At 40.3% G+C, this 15,187-nt stretch carries 14 protein-coding genes; 6 read left to right on the top strand and 8 right to left on the bottom strand.

All coding sequences use genetic code 11. The features are described 5' to 3' along the window. From ABI367_RS07850 to ABI367_RS07840, 3 genes are all read left to right on the top strand, one after another. A partial coding sequence (locus tag ABI367_RS07850; protein ID WP_462226709.1) for a DUF983 domain-containing protein occupies positions 1 to 399 on the top strand: 399 nt, incomplete at its 5' end. Next, a complete protein-coding gene (locus tag ABI367_RS07845) occupies positions 377 to 1,039 on the top strand; it encodes a DUF2461 domain-containing protein (RefSeq protein WP_462226707.1) in 663 nt (220 codons plus the stop codon). The genes ABI367_RS07850 and ABI367_RS07845, both read left to right, overlap by 23 nt. A gap of 18 nt (positions 1,040 to 1,057) precedes the next feature. Continuing rightward, a complete protein-coding gene (locus tag ABI367_RS07840) occupies positions 1,058 to 1,906 on the top strand; it encodes an OmpA/MotB family protein (protein ID WP_462226705.1) in 849 nt (282 codons plus the stop codon). Between the two features lie 113 nt (positions 1,907 to 2,019). Here the strand turns inward: ABI367_RS07840 and rfbC are convergent, their stop codons facing one another. The 3 genes from rfbC to ABI367_RS07825 are packed head-to-tail and all read right to left on the bottom strand — an operon-like array spanning position 2,020 to position 4,742. Continuing rightward, complete coding sequence (gene rfbC, locus ABI367_RS07835) at positions 2,020 to 2,568, bottom strand: dTDP-4-dehydrorhamnose 3,5-epimerase (RefSeq protein WP_462226704.1); 549 nt, start codon at positions 2,566 to 2,568, stop codon at positions 2,020 to 2,022. Next, positions 2,569 to 2,871, bottom strand: a complete 303-nt coding sequence (locus tag ABI367_RS07830) for a DUF4286 family protein (protein ID WP_462226702.1) — start codon at positions 2,869 to 2,871, stop codon at positions 2,569 to 2,571. It abuts the gene before it with no gap. A gap of 59 nt (positions 2,872 to 2,930) precedes the next feature. Then, positions 2,931 to 4,742: a tetratricopeptide repeat protein gene (locus ABI367_RS07825; RefSeq protein WP_462226701.1), complete on the bottom strand. Its 1,812-nt coding sequence runs from the start codon at positions 4,740 to 4,742 to the stop codon at positions 2,931 to 2,933. A gap of 134 nt (positions 4,743 to 4,876) precedes the next feature. Between ABI367_RS07825 and ABI367_RS07820 the strand changes: the two genes are divergently transcribed. Genes ABI367_RS07820 through ABI367_RS07810 form a run of 3 tightly spaced genes read left to right on the top strand, consistent with a single transcriptional unit; the run spans position 4,877 to position 9,109 of the window. Next, a complete protein-coding gene (locus ABI367_RS07820; RefSeq protein WP_462226699.1) occupies positions 4,877 to 6,775 on the top strand; it encodes a S9 family peptidase in 1,899 nt (632 codons plus the stop codon). Positions 6,776 to 6,784: 9 nt separating this feature from the next. Beyond that, positions 6,785 to 8,416: a sensor histidine kinase gene (locus tag ABI367_RS07815; protein WP_462226697.1), complete on the top strand. Its 1,632-nt coding sequence runs from the start codon at positions 6,785 to 6,787 to the stop codon at positions 8,414 to 8,416. 3 nt (positions 8,417 to 8,419) lie between these two features. Then, complete coding sequence (locus tag ABI367_RS07810; protein WP_462226695.1) at positions 8,420 to 9,109, top strand: response regulator transcription factor; 690 nt, start codon at positions 8,420 to 8,422, stop codon at positions 9,107 to 9,109. A gap of 115 nt (positions 9,110 to 9,224) precedes the next feature. Here the strand turns inward: ABI367_RS07810 and ABI367_RS07805 are convergent, their stop codons facing one another. From ABI367_RS07805 to ABI367_RS07785, 5 genes are all read right to left on the bottom strand, one after another. Beyond that, positions 9,225 to 9,848, bottom strand: coding sequence for a class I SAM-dependent methyltransferase (locus ABI367_RS07805; protein WP_462226693.1), 624 nt, complete (start codon positions 9,846 to 9,848; stop codon positions 9,225 to 9,227). Positions 9,849 to 9,850: 2 nt separating this feature from the next. Next, entirely contained in the window at positions 9,851 to 10,720 is an 870-nt protein-coding gene (locus ABI367_RS07800; protein ID WP_462226692.1) for a UbiA prenyltransferase family protein, read from the bottom strand. A 13-nt stretch (positions 10,721 to 10,733) separates the two neighbouring features. After that, positions 10,734 to 11,999, bottom strand: a complete 1,266-nt coding sequence (locus tag ABI367_RS07795) for a metallophosphoesterase (RefSeq protein WP_462226690.1) — start codon at positions 11,997 to 11,999, stop codon at positions 10,734 to 10,736. A 4-nt stretch (positions 12,000 to 12,003) separates the two neighbouring features. Then, positions 12,004 to 13,509 carry a sigma 54-interacting transcriptional regulator gene (locus ABI367_RS07790; RefSeq protein WP_462226688.1) on the bottom strand — a complete coding sequence of 502 codons (1,506 nt, stop codon included), beginning with the start codon at positions 13,507 to 13,509 and terminating at the stop codon, positions 12,004 to 12,006. 107 nt (positions 13,510 to 13,616) lie between these two features. Then, a complete protein-coding gene (locus tag ABI367_RS07785; protein WP_462226711.1) occupies positions 13,617 to 14,714 on the bottom strand; it encodes a vWA domain-containing protein in 1,098 nt (365 codons plus the stop codon). Positions 14,715 to 15,187: the final 473 nt, after the last annotated feature.

The following is a 15,187-nucleotide window of genomic DNA, read 5'->3' as shown; positions in this document are numbered from 1 at the left end:
GCTAAAACCCCAAAAGGTTATGCAATGCTGCACGCAAAGTGCCCGCGTTGCCGCCGTGGCAACATGTTTAAGGGCAGCATGTACAGCCTAAGTAAAATAAATTTAAACTGCCCGCATTGCGGCTTGTATTTTGAAATTGAGCCGGGCTATTTTTACGCGGCTATGTATGTAAGTTACGCGTTAAATATTGCCGAGGCGGGTATTATTGTAGCGTTAACCTATTTATTAACGGGTAACTCCACATCGCCCTGGTTATATACGGGGGTGATAATTGGCGGATGTTTTTTACTTTCGCCTATAAACTTTAAGTATTCGAGGGTGATGCTTTTGTATTGGCTCTCGCCTAAAATACATTATCAGCCTTATTTAGATACCGATGATAAACCAGCAAACACTTGATTTTTTAAAAGATCTGGTTGAAAATAATAACCGCGATTGGTTTATGGCTAATAAAAGCCGCTACGAAACCGCACGCGAAAATGTGATTGACTTTACCGGCCAATTATTAAAGCTGCTGCAAAAAATTGACCCAACGGTTAGCACCGACCTTGACCCCCAAAAATGTGTTATGCGAATTTACCGCGATATTAGGTTTAGCAAAAATAAATTGCCATATAAAAATAACTTTGGCGTAAGCACACCTACCTTAAGGTCAAAACTTGGCGGGGTTGAATATTATTTGCATATTCAACCAGGCAAATCATTTATTGCAGGTGGGTATTGGATGCCCGAAGCCAACCATTTAAAAGCTATACGGCAGGAAATTGACTATAACGCCGCAGAATTGAAAGCAATAATTGACGACCCTGAATTTGTGAAACTATTTGGCGATTTTAGAAGCCAGGACCAGTTAAAAACCATTCCACGAGAGTATAGCGCGGATAATGAAAATATTGACCTACTAAAGCTGAAAAGCTTTATTGTAACGCATAAAGTAAATGATAAACAACTTTTAAAGGCAGATTGCGTTGCTTATATGGCCGGTATTTGCGGCAAAATATATCCCATGAATGTTTTTTTAAATAATGCTATTAACTAAATGCTAAACCTATAATAGATGAAACTAAAGTATTTTTTATTTGCAGGCTTGTTAACTATCACCCTTCACTCTTGTGTGGTATTATCTAATAAAAAGTATAAAGCCATATTGGCAACGCAAGACTCGCTGACCACGCGTACCGGCACGCTCGAAACCGAGGTGGCTAAGTTGCAGGGAGATACCGCGCGCCTGCATAATGAAATAGCTCAATTAAAACATGATATGGGCGATTTGCAAAACAGCTATAATACCTTAAATACCAACTATGCAAATCTCAACAATAATTATACTTCTACCTCATCAAAAGTGAACCAACTGTCGGCCGATCTGCAAAAAAGGGAAGCAAGGTTAAAGGAAGTTGAGGCTATTTTGCGCAAGCGCGATGAAGCCAGCACCGCGCTTAAAAATAAGTTACAGCAAGCGTTGTTGGGTTTTCAGCAAAACGGGTTAACGGTTGATATGCGTAACGGCAAAGTATATGTATCATTAACAGATAAGTTGCTTTTTCCATCGGGCAGTATAGTTATTGATGATAAGGGCAAATCGGCCTTAAAGCAATTGGCAGCCGTGTTAAATAAAGAGCCTGATATTAATATTGCTGTAGAAGGTCATACCGACAACAAAAAGATATTAAACCTTGGGCAAATAAAAGATAACTGGGACCTGAGTGTACTGCGCGCCACATCAGTAACCCGTTACCTAACCGAGGTTGAAAAAATTGATCCGCACCGCTTAACGGCTACAGGCAAAAGCGAGTTTCAGCCAATTGATCCGGGTAACACTCCCGAAGCTCTTGCCAAAAATCGCCGCATAGAAATTGTACTTAGCCCTAAATTGGATGAGTTGTATAATTTAATAAGTAAATAAGATATTGAACTTTTTGTCATTTCGAACGTAGAGAGAAATCTATACACATGCTAATTCGAACATATGTATAGATTTCTCCTCGTACCTCGTTCGAAATGACAATTAGAGAATTTTTAAAACGGGCTATCAAAATCCTTAAACAAAGGTAATACCTCATCTTTAGGCGATAGCAGTATTTCGGCATCATCCAACCCCCAGTTGATAGCCAGGTCTGGGTCGTTCCATATTACACCAACTTCGCTTTCCTTGTCGTAGTAATTATTTACTTTATAAGCGAAAATGGTATCGTCTTCAAGTGTGGCAAAGCCATGTAAAAATCCCTGTGGCACCAAAAATTGATGCTGGTTTTCGGCGCTTAACTCAATGGTTTCATATTTACCATAGGTAGGTGAGTTTTTACGTATATCAATAGCTACATCTAAAACTCTTCCCTGTATTACTCTCACTAGCTTGGTTTGTGCAAATGGCGCTTTTTGTGCATGTAACCCCCGCAAGGTGCCTTTTTGCGAAAATGATTGGTTATCCTGCACAAAATCTATATCAATGCCGGCTTGGGCAAATTTTGCTTTATTATAGCTTTCAAAAAAATAGCCGCGCCCGTCATTAAATATTCTTGGTTCAATTATTAATAAGTCCTTCAGGCTGGTTTTGGTAATTTTCATTTAGTTTACTATTTGCATTAAGGTGTTAAATAAAACAAACTGATTCTCAAACTTTTGCTGATGCGCAGCCTGTAATGCCAGTTGATGCTTTGAATTAAATTGATTGTAATTATCAATGTTTTTAGCGCGGTATTGTATGCAGTAGGTTACACCTTCGTTAGGCGAATCAAGCACTTTAAGCACCTGGTATGAATCAAAATGTCCGGTTGCCATTACTGCAGGAATATGTACCGATTGCATCCAGTGCAGCCATTCTTTATAAATGGCTTCGTCTACAATTATGGTTTCGTTATAAATGATCATGCCGCAAAAATACAAATTGCAGGTTACCATTAACACATAAAAGCAAGGTATTTTGAAGTTTAAATTGGGCCGTCAACCTTATCGCCTCTTAATTGTCTGAAACGTTTGCGGGCATCATTTATCCATAGGCTGCCGGGGTAGTCGGTTATTATTTTTTGGTAATAACTTTTGGCCTGTTCCTTGTCATTAAGGTTATTATCATAAATGTCGCCCAGCATATAAACAGCGTCATCGGCCCAAAGGTCAGTGGGTTGTTCGGTTATTTTTTTTAGCAATACTACGGCATCGGTGTAGTTTTTTTGTTGCAATAGTATACGTGCTTTTGACATTAAGATATCAGTACCCAAAGCATTGCCGGGATATTTTGCATCAATACTATCCAACACCATTATGGCTTTTTCGGGCTGCTCGGCAAATATTTGAAGATCGGCCCGCGCATAAATTTTAAGCGCATTGCCCGCACTGTCAATAGCCAGGTTATCAGTTATTAATAACGATAGGTTAAGCGCGTCATTAGCTATCAATTGCGATGTAGATGCTTTTAATACATCCAACTGGCCCTTTGCCCATGTAAAATCGCCAATGTAATAGGCCAGTTTGGCATTTTTTAATTTGGCGTCCTGTGCTAATGGTGTATTTGTAAAATCTTTTTCTACCTGGCTATAAAGCAGGGTGGCTTCCCAGGGCAGCCCGGTCAGTAATTCAACGTCGCCCAGATCAACCTTAATACCGGCCAAAACCTGGTTGCTTATACCAGGTATATTAGTTGCCTCCTCCAGTAGTTTTTGAGCCTCGGCAGGCTTGTGCAGTTTAAACGCCTGTAGGTTGGCCAACTTTTGTATGGCATAAACAGTGTTAGGTGTTTTGCCAAATTCGGTTAACAGGTCAAAATAATCTTTTTCAAGGCTCAACAAGTCGGCCGGTACGTATTTGCCGGCTGTTATCCTCAGGTTTTTAGTATCAATAAGCTGTATTTTTGCCGATACGTAATAAGGCTGTTCTTTGCCTTTGCTTATTAAGTATTCGTATCCTCTTATAGCCGTATCATAAGCACCATTAACTACCAATGTGCTGCATAGGTCAAAAAGGGTGCTGCCATCATCGGTGGGGGTCCTCCTGTTTAAGGCCAGTGCCTGGTTCAGCGCCTGGTCAAAATCTTTTTGCTGCATATACTGCCATATCAACAGGTTAACAAAAACTATTTGCTGCGGGTTTTTTTGTATTTTTTGCAGCAGGGCGGTCCGCAATATTTCATAATCAGCTTCGCCCTCAAACAGGGTGGCCAGTATGTTTTCGGCCTGATAAATATATTCAGGGTTTGAAGGCAAAAAGTTTAAAAACTCATTGGTTAAGTTAACCTTATCGCGCTTACTACGGTATAAGGTAATTAGCTCGTTAGCAAACAGCGCGTCGTTATGCAGGCTTTTACGTCCCTGTAAAAAAGTTTTTATGGCGTAATTAATATTATTGGCCTGATAAAACTGCGTAGCCAGTATGGCTATTTCGCTTTGGTCTGGCGGTATGTTTTTTAACAGGTCGTCATATACATTATTGGCTTTTGTGGTATCGCCCTGTTTGCTGTAAATTGATCCCAGGGTTATAGCATATTTATGTGCTGTAGGGTATTTGCGTATTATTTTTTTGGTTATAGCTTCGGCCTCATCAAACTTTTTAGCGGATATCAGGCCGTTTACATAATAGGTATAATTGGTTTCATTATCCTCTTTATATAATTTTTGATATATGGCAAGCGCTTTGTCAATTTCGCCATTATCACTATATTGCTTTGCCAATAATAATTCATTGCCCTGGGCAAAAAGTTTGGTACAACCAATTATAAACAGTACAACGGCACAGCAATATCGCTTCATTTTATAAAAATAATAAATTAATTAAGCCAGTATATTTTAAACTTAATTAATAGGGTAAAATTGTAGTGACATTTTAAATTGATTGTGTTATTTGTATAACTTAACCTGATTGAAATTATTGGGGTTGATATATAATGTTGAGGAATTTTAAACTTTTATTTTTTGTATTAGCACTTATTGGTTTACAGGCCTGCAAAAATAATGAGCAGGATGTAATACCCGTGAGCGACTTTTTTAAGACGCCTGAAAGGGTAAGTTTTAAAATATCGCCTGATGGGAATTACATTTCCTATCTAAAAAGAAGCGATAAGCAAAAAAATGATCTTTTTATTAAATCACTTGCTGACGGCACGGAGCGCAAGGCCACTACGTTTGACGGTTTTTTTGGACGTGATTATTCATGGACATACGATAATCAGATTATATTTAACCAGCATAATATACTCACCAATGAGAATAAAATGTTTGCTCTTGATGTTGCTTCATTAAAGGTGCGTAACCTGCTGTCAGAAAAAAATGTAGATATACGTGTGCTTAACCGTAACAAACAGCAGCCTGATATAATAACCATTGCAATGAATAAGCGCGACTCGGTATATTATGATATTTATAAATTAAACGTTAAAAGCGGCGAGTTAAAAAACTACCTGGTAAACCCAGGTAAAATAACAGAATGGTTCCCGGATATTGACGGGAGGATTAGGTTGGTTAAATCGTCAGACGGGGTGGACGAAACCATATTATTCAGGCCAAATGATAATGCGCCATTTACGGCTATTATAAAAAACAACTTTAAAAACTCGGTAAAGCCGGTGCCTTTTTCATGCGGAAAAAACAGCTTTTATGCACTATCAAATGTTAACCGCGATAAAACTGCGCTGGTTGAAATAAACGCGCTAACAGGAAAAGAGCAACGGGTTATTTTTTCGAGTGATAAAGCCGATATTTTACGCGTTGATTACTCGCGTAATAAAGGCCGTCTTGATTTGGCATCGTGGGAAGAAGCGAAGCCACAAAAACATTTTTTAAACAGCTATACCGAAGCTATTTATAAAAGTTTACAAAAGCAGCTTGGTGATAACGAAATTAACATAGCCGAACGTGACACTGCCGAAAATAAATTTATTATAAATACGTACACTGATCGTAACCAGGGTTCGGTTTATCTGTATGAGCTAAATAAGAATAAGATAACTAACCTGGCAGATAACTCGGCTATTGCGCCCGATAAATTATGTGCTGTACACCCCGTTAGTTTTAAAGCAAGTGATGGTTGGGTTATAAACGGGTATTTAACCTTACCCAAAGGAGGTTCCACCAACTTGCCGGTGGTAGTAATGCCACATGACGGCCCTTTTGCCCAGCCCGGACGCGATTCATGGCGCTATAGTGCCGAGATACAGTTTTTGGCAAATCGCGGTTACGCGGTGTTCCAGGTTAATTACAGAGGATCAATTGGATATGGTAAAGCTTTTTACAGTGCAGGCTTTAAAGAGTTAGGTGGTAAAATACAGCAAGACATAACCGATGGCGTAAACTGGCTCATTGATAAAAAGATCGCTAATCCACATAAAATAGCAATTTTTGGTCGTGGGTTTGGTGGCTTTTCAGCCCTGTATGGTGTATCCTTTCATCCAAAATTGTATAAATGTGCTATTACACAATATGGCATCATCAATATATTGGCCTATATAAAAGATGTTAACCCATTTTTTAAACCATCATTACAAATGATGTACGAAATGATTGGTAACCCCGAAACTGATGCTTCAAAATTAATAGCGATATCGCCTGTATTTCATCCCGAAAAAATTAAGGTGCCGCTGCTTATTTTTCAAGGCAGAAAAGACCCAAGGGCTAATATAAGCGAGCTTGACCATTTTGTGGCCGAACTGCAAAAGCGTAATAAAGTGCCGGTAAAATATGTTTTGCAAAAAAACGAAAGGCAGGCATTTAGAAACGAACGGGCACGTATGGAAATGTATACAGAGATAGAAGAATTTTTAGATACAAATTTGCGGGGTAAAAATTAGTTTTGCCCTATGAAAGCGCCCAACCAGGTTTACCGCAAAAATTTTTCGCTGATAATTGCTTTCCTGGTAATGATTACCATAGTTTTGTTTATAGCGCTGGCCGTAGCGTATAACCTAACCACAACAAATGTAGAGAGCGAGTTCTCGTTAAAGAAGAATAATGTTTTAGAACAAACTACCGGCGGATACAAGGATTTTTTTAGTACCCGCGTTCCCGAACTTACGTCATACCAGGGCTTACTTAAGCCGGCATCAGCCGGTAATTATGCCAACACTATTTTTCGCGACTACCCCTTTGTAAAAAAAGTTGTTTATTATGAGGTATTGATAGGTAATAGCCCGGTTGGTAATAAATTGGCAATCACGCCAGGGGCAGTTTATAAATACACGCCCTATAAGGATACTGTTACATCAGAAAAACTGGATAGTAAAATTGCAGACAACGATTTTATAACTATGGCTGATAAGCTTGGCACCTATATTACCAATTATGATACAACAAGGGGTGCCGCGCCCGAAGAGATATTTAGAACTTATTACAGTATTAAACCCGGCAGAATAAGTTATTTGAACGAACCGAGAAGTGAGGACCTGAAAGCGTACCGGGATTTGCTTAAAAGCAAAAGTAAAATGTCATATAAACAGGATATGATGGTTTTTTGGCTTGATGTGCATTCGTTAAAAATTGCAAACCCTTATCCGGAATTATATCAAAATATATCCATACAACAGCTTACTTACGATCCGTTAAATATTGATCATAATCAAACCATTACTGATGAGCTGGCATTATCGGGCGCTTTTTCTGATTATAAATTGTATTTCATATCACAGCGCGATTACCTTACTTCCGAGATCAACCGTCGCTTTATGCCCGTAGCCGGTATAGTACTGTTAATATACCTATTCATGGTAGTTATAGGCTGGCTTATTTACCGCAATTTGGATGTTAACATGAAGCTGTTTAAGCTGCAATATGATTTTATAAACAACTTTACACACGAGTTTAAAACACCCGTAAGCGTAATAAAAATAGCCGGCTCAAATTTGCGTGGTGAAGGCGAGTTAAGCGACAGGCAGCTTAAACATTATGGTAAAATTTTGGATGAGGAGGCCGATAAGCTGAACGAACTTATGAACAAGCTTTTATCATTTACCCAGCTTGAAAATAAATCCATTACCGTTAAAAAGGATAAAATTGATGTTAATACATTTACACAGGGATACATTGATACGTTTAAAATAAAATATCCTGATTTTGATTTGAGCTTTAATATAAAGGATGTGCATTTTTTTTATGCCGACCCGGTATTGCTGGGCAGTGTTTTTCAGAATTTAATGGAGAACGCTTATAAATACTCGCACCGTAATAAAAAGGAGTTATTTATACAAATAAGGCTTGAACGGCGCAATATTGCATTTTCCTTTATTGACAAAGGAATAGGCATACCTAAAAATGAATTAAATAATATATTTAAAAAATTTTATAGATTAGAGAACCAATATAATCAAAACGGGAGTGTAGGGCTTGGCCTGGCCTTTTGCAAAGAACTGGTTAATTTTATGAATGGCGAATTAACAGTTCATAGCAAGGTAAATGAAGGATCGGAGTTTAAGGTTACACTTCCATACGAAAATTAAGATATGAATAAGGAAATAAAAATTGCGCTGGTTGAAGATGATGAGAACCTGCGTTTTTTGGTGGCCGAGCGCCTGCAATCAGAAGGGTATAAAGTTTTAGAAGCCAATAATGGCGATGATGCCGAAACGATGATACTGGCCGAGCAGCCTGATATAGTTTTGTTAGACTGGATGCTGCCCGGCAAACAGGGAGCCGAGGTTTGTACCAATATAAGAGCCAAAGGTTTTGATAAATTAATAATTATGACCACCGCAAAACAGCAGGATATTGATAAAATATCGGCCTATAATTTTGGTGTGAGTGATTACGTGACCAAGCCATTTAACATGGACGTATTGGTGGCGCTGATTGATAACAAGATCAAATTTCAGTTAAATAACGAAAAATCAGAATCGTACCACTTTGCCAATATGGAGCATTTGCCTAATACGCATTTGCTGATACGGGATGGCCGTAAAATTGAGCTTACTATTTTAGAGAATCGCATTTTATTATACTTCCTGAAAAATAAAAACAAGGTAATTAACCGCGAAGAATTGATGATGGAGGTATGGGGCTATAATGCCGACGTAAATACCCGCACATTGGATATGCATATTGTGCGCCTCCGTAAAAAAATTGAAACCAATCCCGATTCGCCGCAATACCTGCAAACGGTAAGGGGTATTGGGTATAAGTTTTCTTATCAATAAGCATTTAATACTCTTGTCATTTCGAGCGGAGCGAGAAATCTATACACGTGTAAATCGCTCCATAGATTTCTCGCTCCGCTCGAAATGACATTGTTGTTTAAATAGACCAAACAACTTACATTGGTTTTTTATAAGCAGTTGATAGAATAAAATCGCCAAAAAAAGTTTTGCGTATTAAAGAGCGATAATTGTGGCGGGCAAACTCATGCTCGATATCAGGTAGTTTGGATGCCTCAACACAACTTATGGCCTTAAAAAATAAAAACATACTTTTTAGCAGTACATTTTGCCACCATTTACCGGTAAGCTGAAAATCGGTATTTAGCCATAAGCCGTTTGGTTTTAACAACAGGTGCAGGCGGTTATACGCTTCTTTAAGGGTATGAGGTAAAAAGTTATCAAACAGGAACGGGGTTATAATTACATCAAATTCGCCGGGGATAGGTACATTTTCAATAGCGCCGGTAATGTAAGTAATGTGGTTACTACCCGTATTGCGTTTTTGCGATAGGGCCATCATTTTTTCGGCGATCTCTACATATACAATCTCCAGCCCTAATGGGTATAGTTTTGTAATCTCATCCAATATCCAGCCGGTGCCGCCCCCCACTATAAGTATGTTTGCATTTGGTGGTATAAGTTGCAGTAAATACACCTGTGCCTTTATCAGGGCATCGCCATAAACAAGCCGCGATAAGCTATCATAAAACCAGGCGGCATTATTATAACCGGCAGCCATTATCAGAATTTTTTAAATGCCAGCAGAAATAAATATTGTAGTATAAGCACGCCATCCATATAAAAAAAGTAATAGTATTCGTTCTTTTCCCACTTGGATTTAAAGATGAGCCAGCCGGTTAAAAATGCGGTGAACGTGAGCGACAGGAAATCGGCATTAAAGCTTTTTTGATAGATGAACAGTAATAGAATGTAAGCACCCAGCAAAGCCTGGCAAAAAAGGTAGGCCCATTTTTCGCCTATTATAACAGGGATAGTGCGCACTCCCAGTTTATTGTCTTCAAACAGGTCTCGTATGTCAAACGGAACCGTTAGCGCGAATATAAACAGGAACCGCTTGGCTATAAGTATCACAGTATCGCGCATGTTTACTGTGATGTGCATTTCCTGAGCTTCTAATATGGGTAGCAGCACGGTGCTTAACGTCCAAACTATGGTAATTAAAAAAGGTTTTAACCCCGGTATATTACGAAGTCCAAATTTTTGCTCTCCCAGACTAAACATGGGCAGGCTGTAGCAAAAAGATATGATGCTTAAAAAAATAAGTAAAAGCCGCGACCCGGTTGATACCAAAAAAAACAATGGGACCAACGATAACAGCGATACTATAGTAAACGTAACCATGAGCCGGTAATGCGCAAAAAACCAGCGTATACGCATATGTGGCGACAACTGTGGATTTTTAGGCCCGCTTATTAGCATGCAAAAATTGTAAATGCCCAGGGTAGATGTAAATAGCAGCGCCAGTACCGGATAGACAGGTTGTGATTTTATTAAATGGAAGGTTACTAATGCCTGCGCAACGGCGCATAATGACATAAAAATGTTGCTGAATAATAAAAAATCAAGAATAGACTTGAGTGTTTTTTTCATTTACAGTATAGTATCAGGCTTTGTTTGGCAACGCTGCAGATCGTAGTGTAAATATCGTAATCTCCGGCAATATTCCAACCCTACCTGGGAAACCTAAAAAGCCGTAACCAACATTTACATAAAGTTGTTGTGTGCCCTGTTGGTAAAGCCCGGCCCATTCTTTATAAATATATTCAACCGGGCTCCACTGAAAATGCTCGGTGCGAACGCCAAATTGCATACCATGGGTATGACCGGCGAACATGACGTCTATCTGCGGATATTTCGGAATTATCTGTGCCTGCCAGTGCGACGGATCATGTGATAAGAGTAGTTTTACGGGTAGATCGTCCGTGTTTTTTATCGTTGGCTCCATACGGCCATATTTAGGGAAGCGGGTAAGCTCGCCCCAGTTTTCACAACCCAGTATCCCTATTTCTTCGCCGTTAACTTTAAGGCGACGGTTTTCATTAAGCAGCAGGTCCCAGCCCAGGTTTTTATGGGTGGTAATAATATCGGCCAGGTTTTTTTGTTTCGCTGCCGCGGATGGCCAGGTATAATAATCGCCATAATCATGATTGCCAAGAGTAGAAAAAACGCCCAGAGGAGCTTTAACTTTGCTAAATATATCCTGGTAGCCGTATACCTCATCAGTACGACGATTCACCAAATCGCCGGTAAAAAATATGACATCTGGTTTTTGGCCCAGCAGCATTTCTACACCGCCAAGCACGGCCTTCTTATTATAAAAACTACCAGCGTGTATATCTGATATCTGCCCTATGGTCATGCCATCAAAGGCTTTAGGCAAGTTGGGCAGGTTAAGTGTTTGGTACCGTACCCTATAATCATACGCGCCCGATGCAATGCCTACGCCTATAGCTGCCAAAGGCACTACACCCGTTATCAACCCGGCTTTCATCAAAAACTCTGAACGTGGTATTTTATTTTTTTGAGGCTCATTAGGTGAAACGGGTACGACTTTCTGTTTTTTAAAACGAATTATTAAACGCCTTATATCGTCAATTAGCACAAATGGCAAAAACGTAACCTTAACTATGATCAGTACAAAAAATACCAGTAAAAATCCGGCGCGTACGCCAACAGGTATTTTAAGATAGATGCTGGCTATAGTACCCAATATCAGCACTAAAGAAAAAGCAATATAAATTTGCCTGAAAAGCCTACCTGCAACAAAACCGCGTTTTTTAAACGCGGCCCTAAAGCCATTTTCCAGGTACATATCCAATAAAAAAAGGATAGCACCAATAAACAGGATAGTAAAAAATTGCCCCTCCATTTAATTAGTAGCGGTCATCATCCAAATCAATATCGTCTTCATCCGGTTCCATATTAAACAGACTGTTAAACATATCCGCAAAAGCGAAGCCATTATCTAAAAAGCCCTTGCTTAACTGCGAAAACTCCGCCAGGCCGTGCAGAATGAATTCCATCAAAATCAATTGCTGGCTTTCTACTAAGTTAGGGTGAAATTTTTTAACCAGGTCCTTCAATCCCGGCACTGAGTTAAGTTCTTTTTTGTATTTATCCAGCGGCAGGTCGTCAATTATGGCCAGGTTATTACCATCGCTAAACCAGTTGATAATTTCGGCATACGGATTTGGCACTTTGGCCTTTTTAGCCTTTTCAGGATCAGGGAAATACTTAAGCAATAAAGTTTTTATGGCTTTGCCAATAAGGATGTTGGCAACCTTTGCCGGCCCTTCCAGTTCGCCCTCATACACCAGCTCAATTTTGCCGGTAATTGCCGGGATAACGCCCAAAAAGTCGGCTATGCGCACAAAGGTTTTATCCTCGTGGTTAATGATCATGCGGCGCTCGGCATTGCTTATCAAGTTTTCATAAGCCGATATGGTTAACCGCGCCGATACCCCCGATTTTTTATCAATAAATTCCGAGTTACGTGCCTCAAAAGCTATCTGTTCCACAAGATCCTTAACCAAGCCATCGGCCTCCACCTTAAGGCGTTGTTCGGGTGTAAGCAAAGCCTCTTGTTGCGTTATCTTTCTTGAAATTTCAACCGAGCGCGGATAGTGGGTTAATATCTGGCTCTCAATACGGTCCTTTAACGGGGTTACTATCGAGCCGCGATTGGTATAATCTTCCGGGTTGGCGGTAAATACAAACTGTATGTCCAAAGGCAGGCGCAGTTTAAAACCACGTATTTGTATATCCCTTTCCTGCAAAATATTAAATAACGATACCTGTATACGCGCCTGTAAGTCGGGCAGCTCATTAATTACAAATATGCCCCGGTGCGCACGCGGAATTAACCCAAAATGTATTACGCGCTCGTCCGAATAGGTTAGCTTCATGGTAGCCGCTTTAATGGGGTCAACATCGCCAATTAAATCGGCAACGGTAACATCAGGCGTAGCCAGTTTTTCGGTATAACGTTCTGAGCGGTGTATCCAGGCAATAGGGGTATCATCGCCTTTTTCCTGTACAATGTTATGCCCGTACCATGATATCGGCTTCAAAGGGTCATCATATAATTCAGATCCTACAATATATGGCACATATTCGTCAAGCAGGTTTACCAGCAGGCGCGCAATACGTGTTTTGGCCTGCCCGCGTAAACCCAGCAACAAAATATTATGCCTGGATAAAATGGCGGTTTGCAGATCCGGAATTACGGTATCCTCAAAACCGATGATACCTTCAAATCCGCCTTCGTGTTTGTTTTGTAGCTGGGTTATCAGGTTTCTGCGCAATTCATCCTTAACCGATTCGCTTTTATAGCCTGATGCTTTAAGTTGGCCTAATGTTGTTATATCTAATTTGTTCATTGTTATCTTTTGTGTCCGAAAGTCCGCAAGTCGGAAAGTCCGGAAGTGTTTTTAATGTTTTATTTCGATGAATGTCTTTCGGACTTTCGGTCTTCCCGACTTTCGGACTACCTAACACTCTTCCTTCTATTCCTGGCGTAGTCCTCAAAAATGTATTCGCCCAAATTGTTCAGCGAGCTGTAAAATGCCTTGCCGCCGTTGGTTTCGGTAAACTGGCGCACAAACTGCTGCAGGTAAGGGTCCTTAGCTATCATAAATGTGGTGATAGGTATTTTTAGACGCTTACATTGCGCGGCCATATTCAGGGTTTTGTTCACCACTTTTCTATCCAACCCAATGCTGTTTTTATAATAACGGTTACCTTCTTTTAAGCAGGTGGGCTTACCGTCGGTAATCATAAATATTTGCTTGTTATGCGTTTTGCGTCGGCGAAGCAGATCTGTAGCCAGTTCAAGGCCCGCATAGGTATTGGTATGGAATGGACCAACCTGTAAATAGGGCAGATCCTTCAAGGTAATCGGCCAGGCATCGTTACCAAAAACCACAATATCCAACGTGTCCTTTGGGTATTTGGTGCGTATCAGTTCGGCCAGGGCCATGGCAACTTTTTTTGCCGGGGTAATGCGGTCCTCGCCGTATAATATCATGGAGTGCGATATATCTATCATCAGCACGGTAGAGGTTAGGGTTTTATAATCCATTTCCTCTACTTCCAGATCGCGCTCGGTCATTTTAAAATCGCCAATGCCGTGGTTAACCTGCGCGTTGTGGATAGATTGCGTCATGTCTATCTGGTCCAAACTATCGCCAAACTCAAATTCGCGCCGCTCGGAATTGCGCTCATCGCCCTGTCCGCTTTGCGGTGAACGGTGGTTGCCCTTGCCCGATTTTTTGAGCTTACCAAAAATATCCTCCAATGCCGACTGCCTGATGCTTTGCTCGGTTTTACCGGTAATATTTACCTCGCCGGTTTGATTATCTTCGGTTAGGTAGCCTTTTTGTTTTAGCTCATCAATAAAATCGCCCATGCCGTATTCGTCATTGGTGATATTGTATTTTTTATCTAACTCATTGAGCCATGACAGGGCTTCGCCGGCATCGCCCGCGGTATAGTTGAGCAACTCCAGAAATAACTTTAGTAATTCTTCAAATCCGCCTTTTGGAATTTGGTTCGGTTTAAAGTCCGAAAATCCGTAACCACGCATATTTTGCCTTTCTGGTATAAAATAACGGAATATTTTACTCAAAAGTTTGAGGTATGGGCTTTTTAAATTGGATTGTTAGGCAGGGATGACAATTTGGGGTGAGTAGTGAGTAGTGAGTGGTGAGTAGTGAGTTGTGAGTGGTGAGTAGTGAGTGGTGAGTGGTGAGTGTGGAGTTGTGAGTGGTGAGTAGTGAGTTGTGAGTGGTGAGTGTGGAGTTGTGAGTGGTGGAGCGATTGTACGGTTCCGTCCCAACGGGCTACCGTGTACCCCTATCTTTTGACTATCTATGTCCCGTTAGGGACTACCTGTTTGTAGTCAAAAAAATAGAGAAAAAATTGAGCCATCGGCTCTACCCTAAACTGCCAGGTGGGCAATTGCGTTCAAAAAGGGTAGCCACTACGTGGCACAAGCTAAAACTTAAGCTGCTTTCTACAAATAGGTAGTCCCTAACGGGACATATAATCGCATTTATT

The sequence above is a fragment of the Mucilaginibacter sp. genome (assembly GCF_039935595.1).
Taxonomy (GTDB): Bacteria; Bacteroidota; Bacteroidia; order Sphingobacteriales; family Sphingobacteriaceae; genus Mucilaginibacter.
The sequence above is the reverse complement of the archived record's forward strand: the minus strand, read 5'-3'. Positions and strand labels throughout refer to the sequence as shown.

Coding starts and splice junctions, on each gene's coding strand:
- ABI367_RS07795 (WP_462226690.1), bottom strand. CDS start 11,999: ATGGAGGGGCAATTTTTTACTATCCTGTTTATTGGTGCTATCCTTTTT.
- ABI367_RS07830 (WP_462226702.1), bottom strand. CDS start 2,871: ATGATCATTTATAACGAAACCATAATTGTAGACGAAGCCATTTATAAA.
- ABI367_RS07820 (WP_462226699.1), top strand. CDS start 4,877: ATGTTGAGGAATTTTAAACTTTTATTTTTTGTATTAGCACTTATTGGT.
- ABI367_RS07825 (WP_462226701.1), bottom strand. CDS start 4,742: ATGAAGCGATATTGCTGTGCCGTTGTACTGTTTATAATTGGTTGTACC.
- ABI367_RS07840 (WP_462226705.1), top strand. CDS start 1,058: ATGAAACTAAAGTATTTTTTATTTGCAGGCTTGTTAACTATCACCCTT.
- rfbC (WP_462226704.1), bottom strand. CDS start 2,568: ATGAAAATTACCAAAACCAGCCTGAAGGACTTATTAATAATTGAACCA.
- ABI367_RS07790 (WP_462226688.1), bottom strand. CDS start 13,509: ATGAACAAATTAGATATAACAACATTAGGCCAACTTAAAGCATCAGGC.
- ABI367_RS07815 (WP_462226697.1), top strand. CDS start 6,785: ATGAAAGCGCCCAACCAGGTTTACCGCAAAAATTTTTCGCTGATAATT.
- ABI367_RS07800 (WP_462226692.1), bottom strand. CDS start 10,720: ATGAAAAAAACACTCAAGTCTATTCTTGATTTTTTATTATTCAGCAAC.
- ABI367_RS07785 (WP_462226711.1), bottom strand. CDS start 14,714: ATGCGTGGTTACGGATTTTCGGACTTTAAACCGAACCAAATTCCAAAA.
- ABI367_RS07810 (WP_462226695.1), top strand. CDS start 8,420: ATGAATAAGGAAATAAAAATTGCGCTGGTTGAAGATGATGAGAACCTG.
- ABI367_RS07805 (WP_462226693.1), bottom strand. CDS start 9,848: ATGGCTGCCGGTTATAATAATGCCGCCTGGTTTTATGATAGCTTATCG.
- ABI367_RS07845 (WP_462226707.1), top strand. CDS start 377: ATGATAAACCAGCAAACACTTGATTTTTTAAAAGATCTGGTTGAAAAT.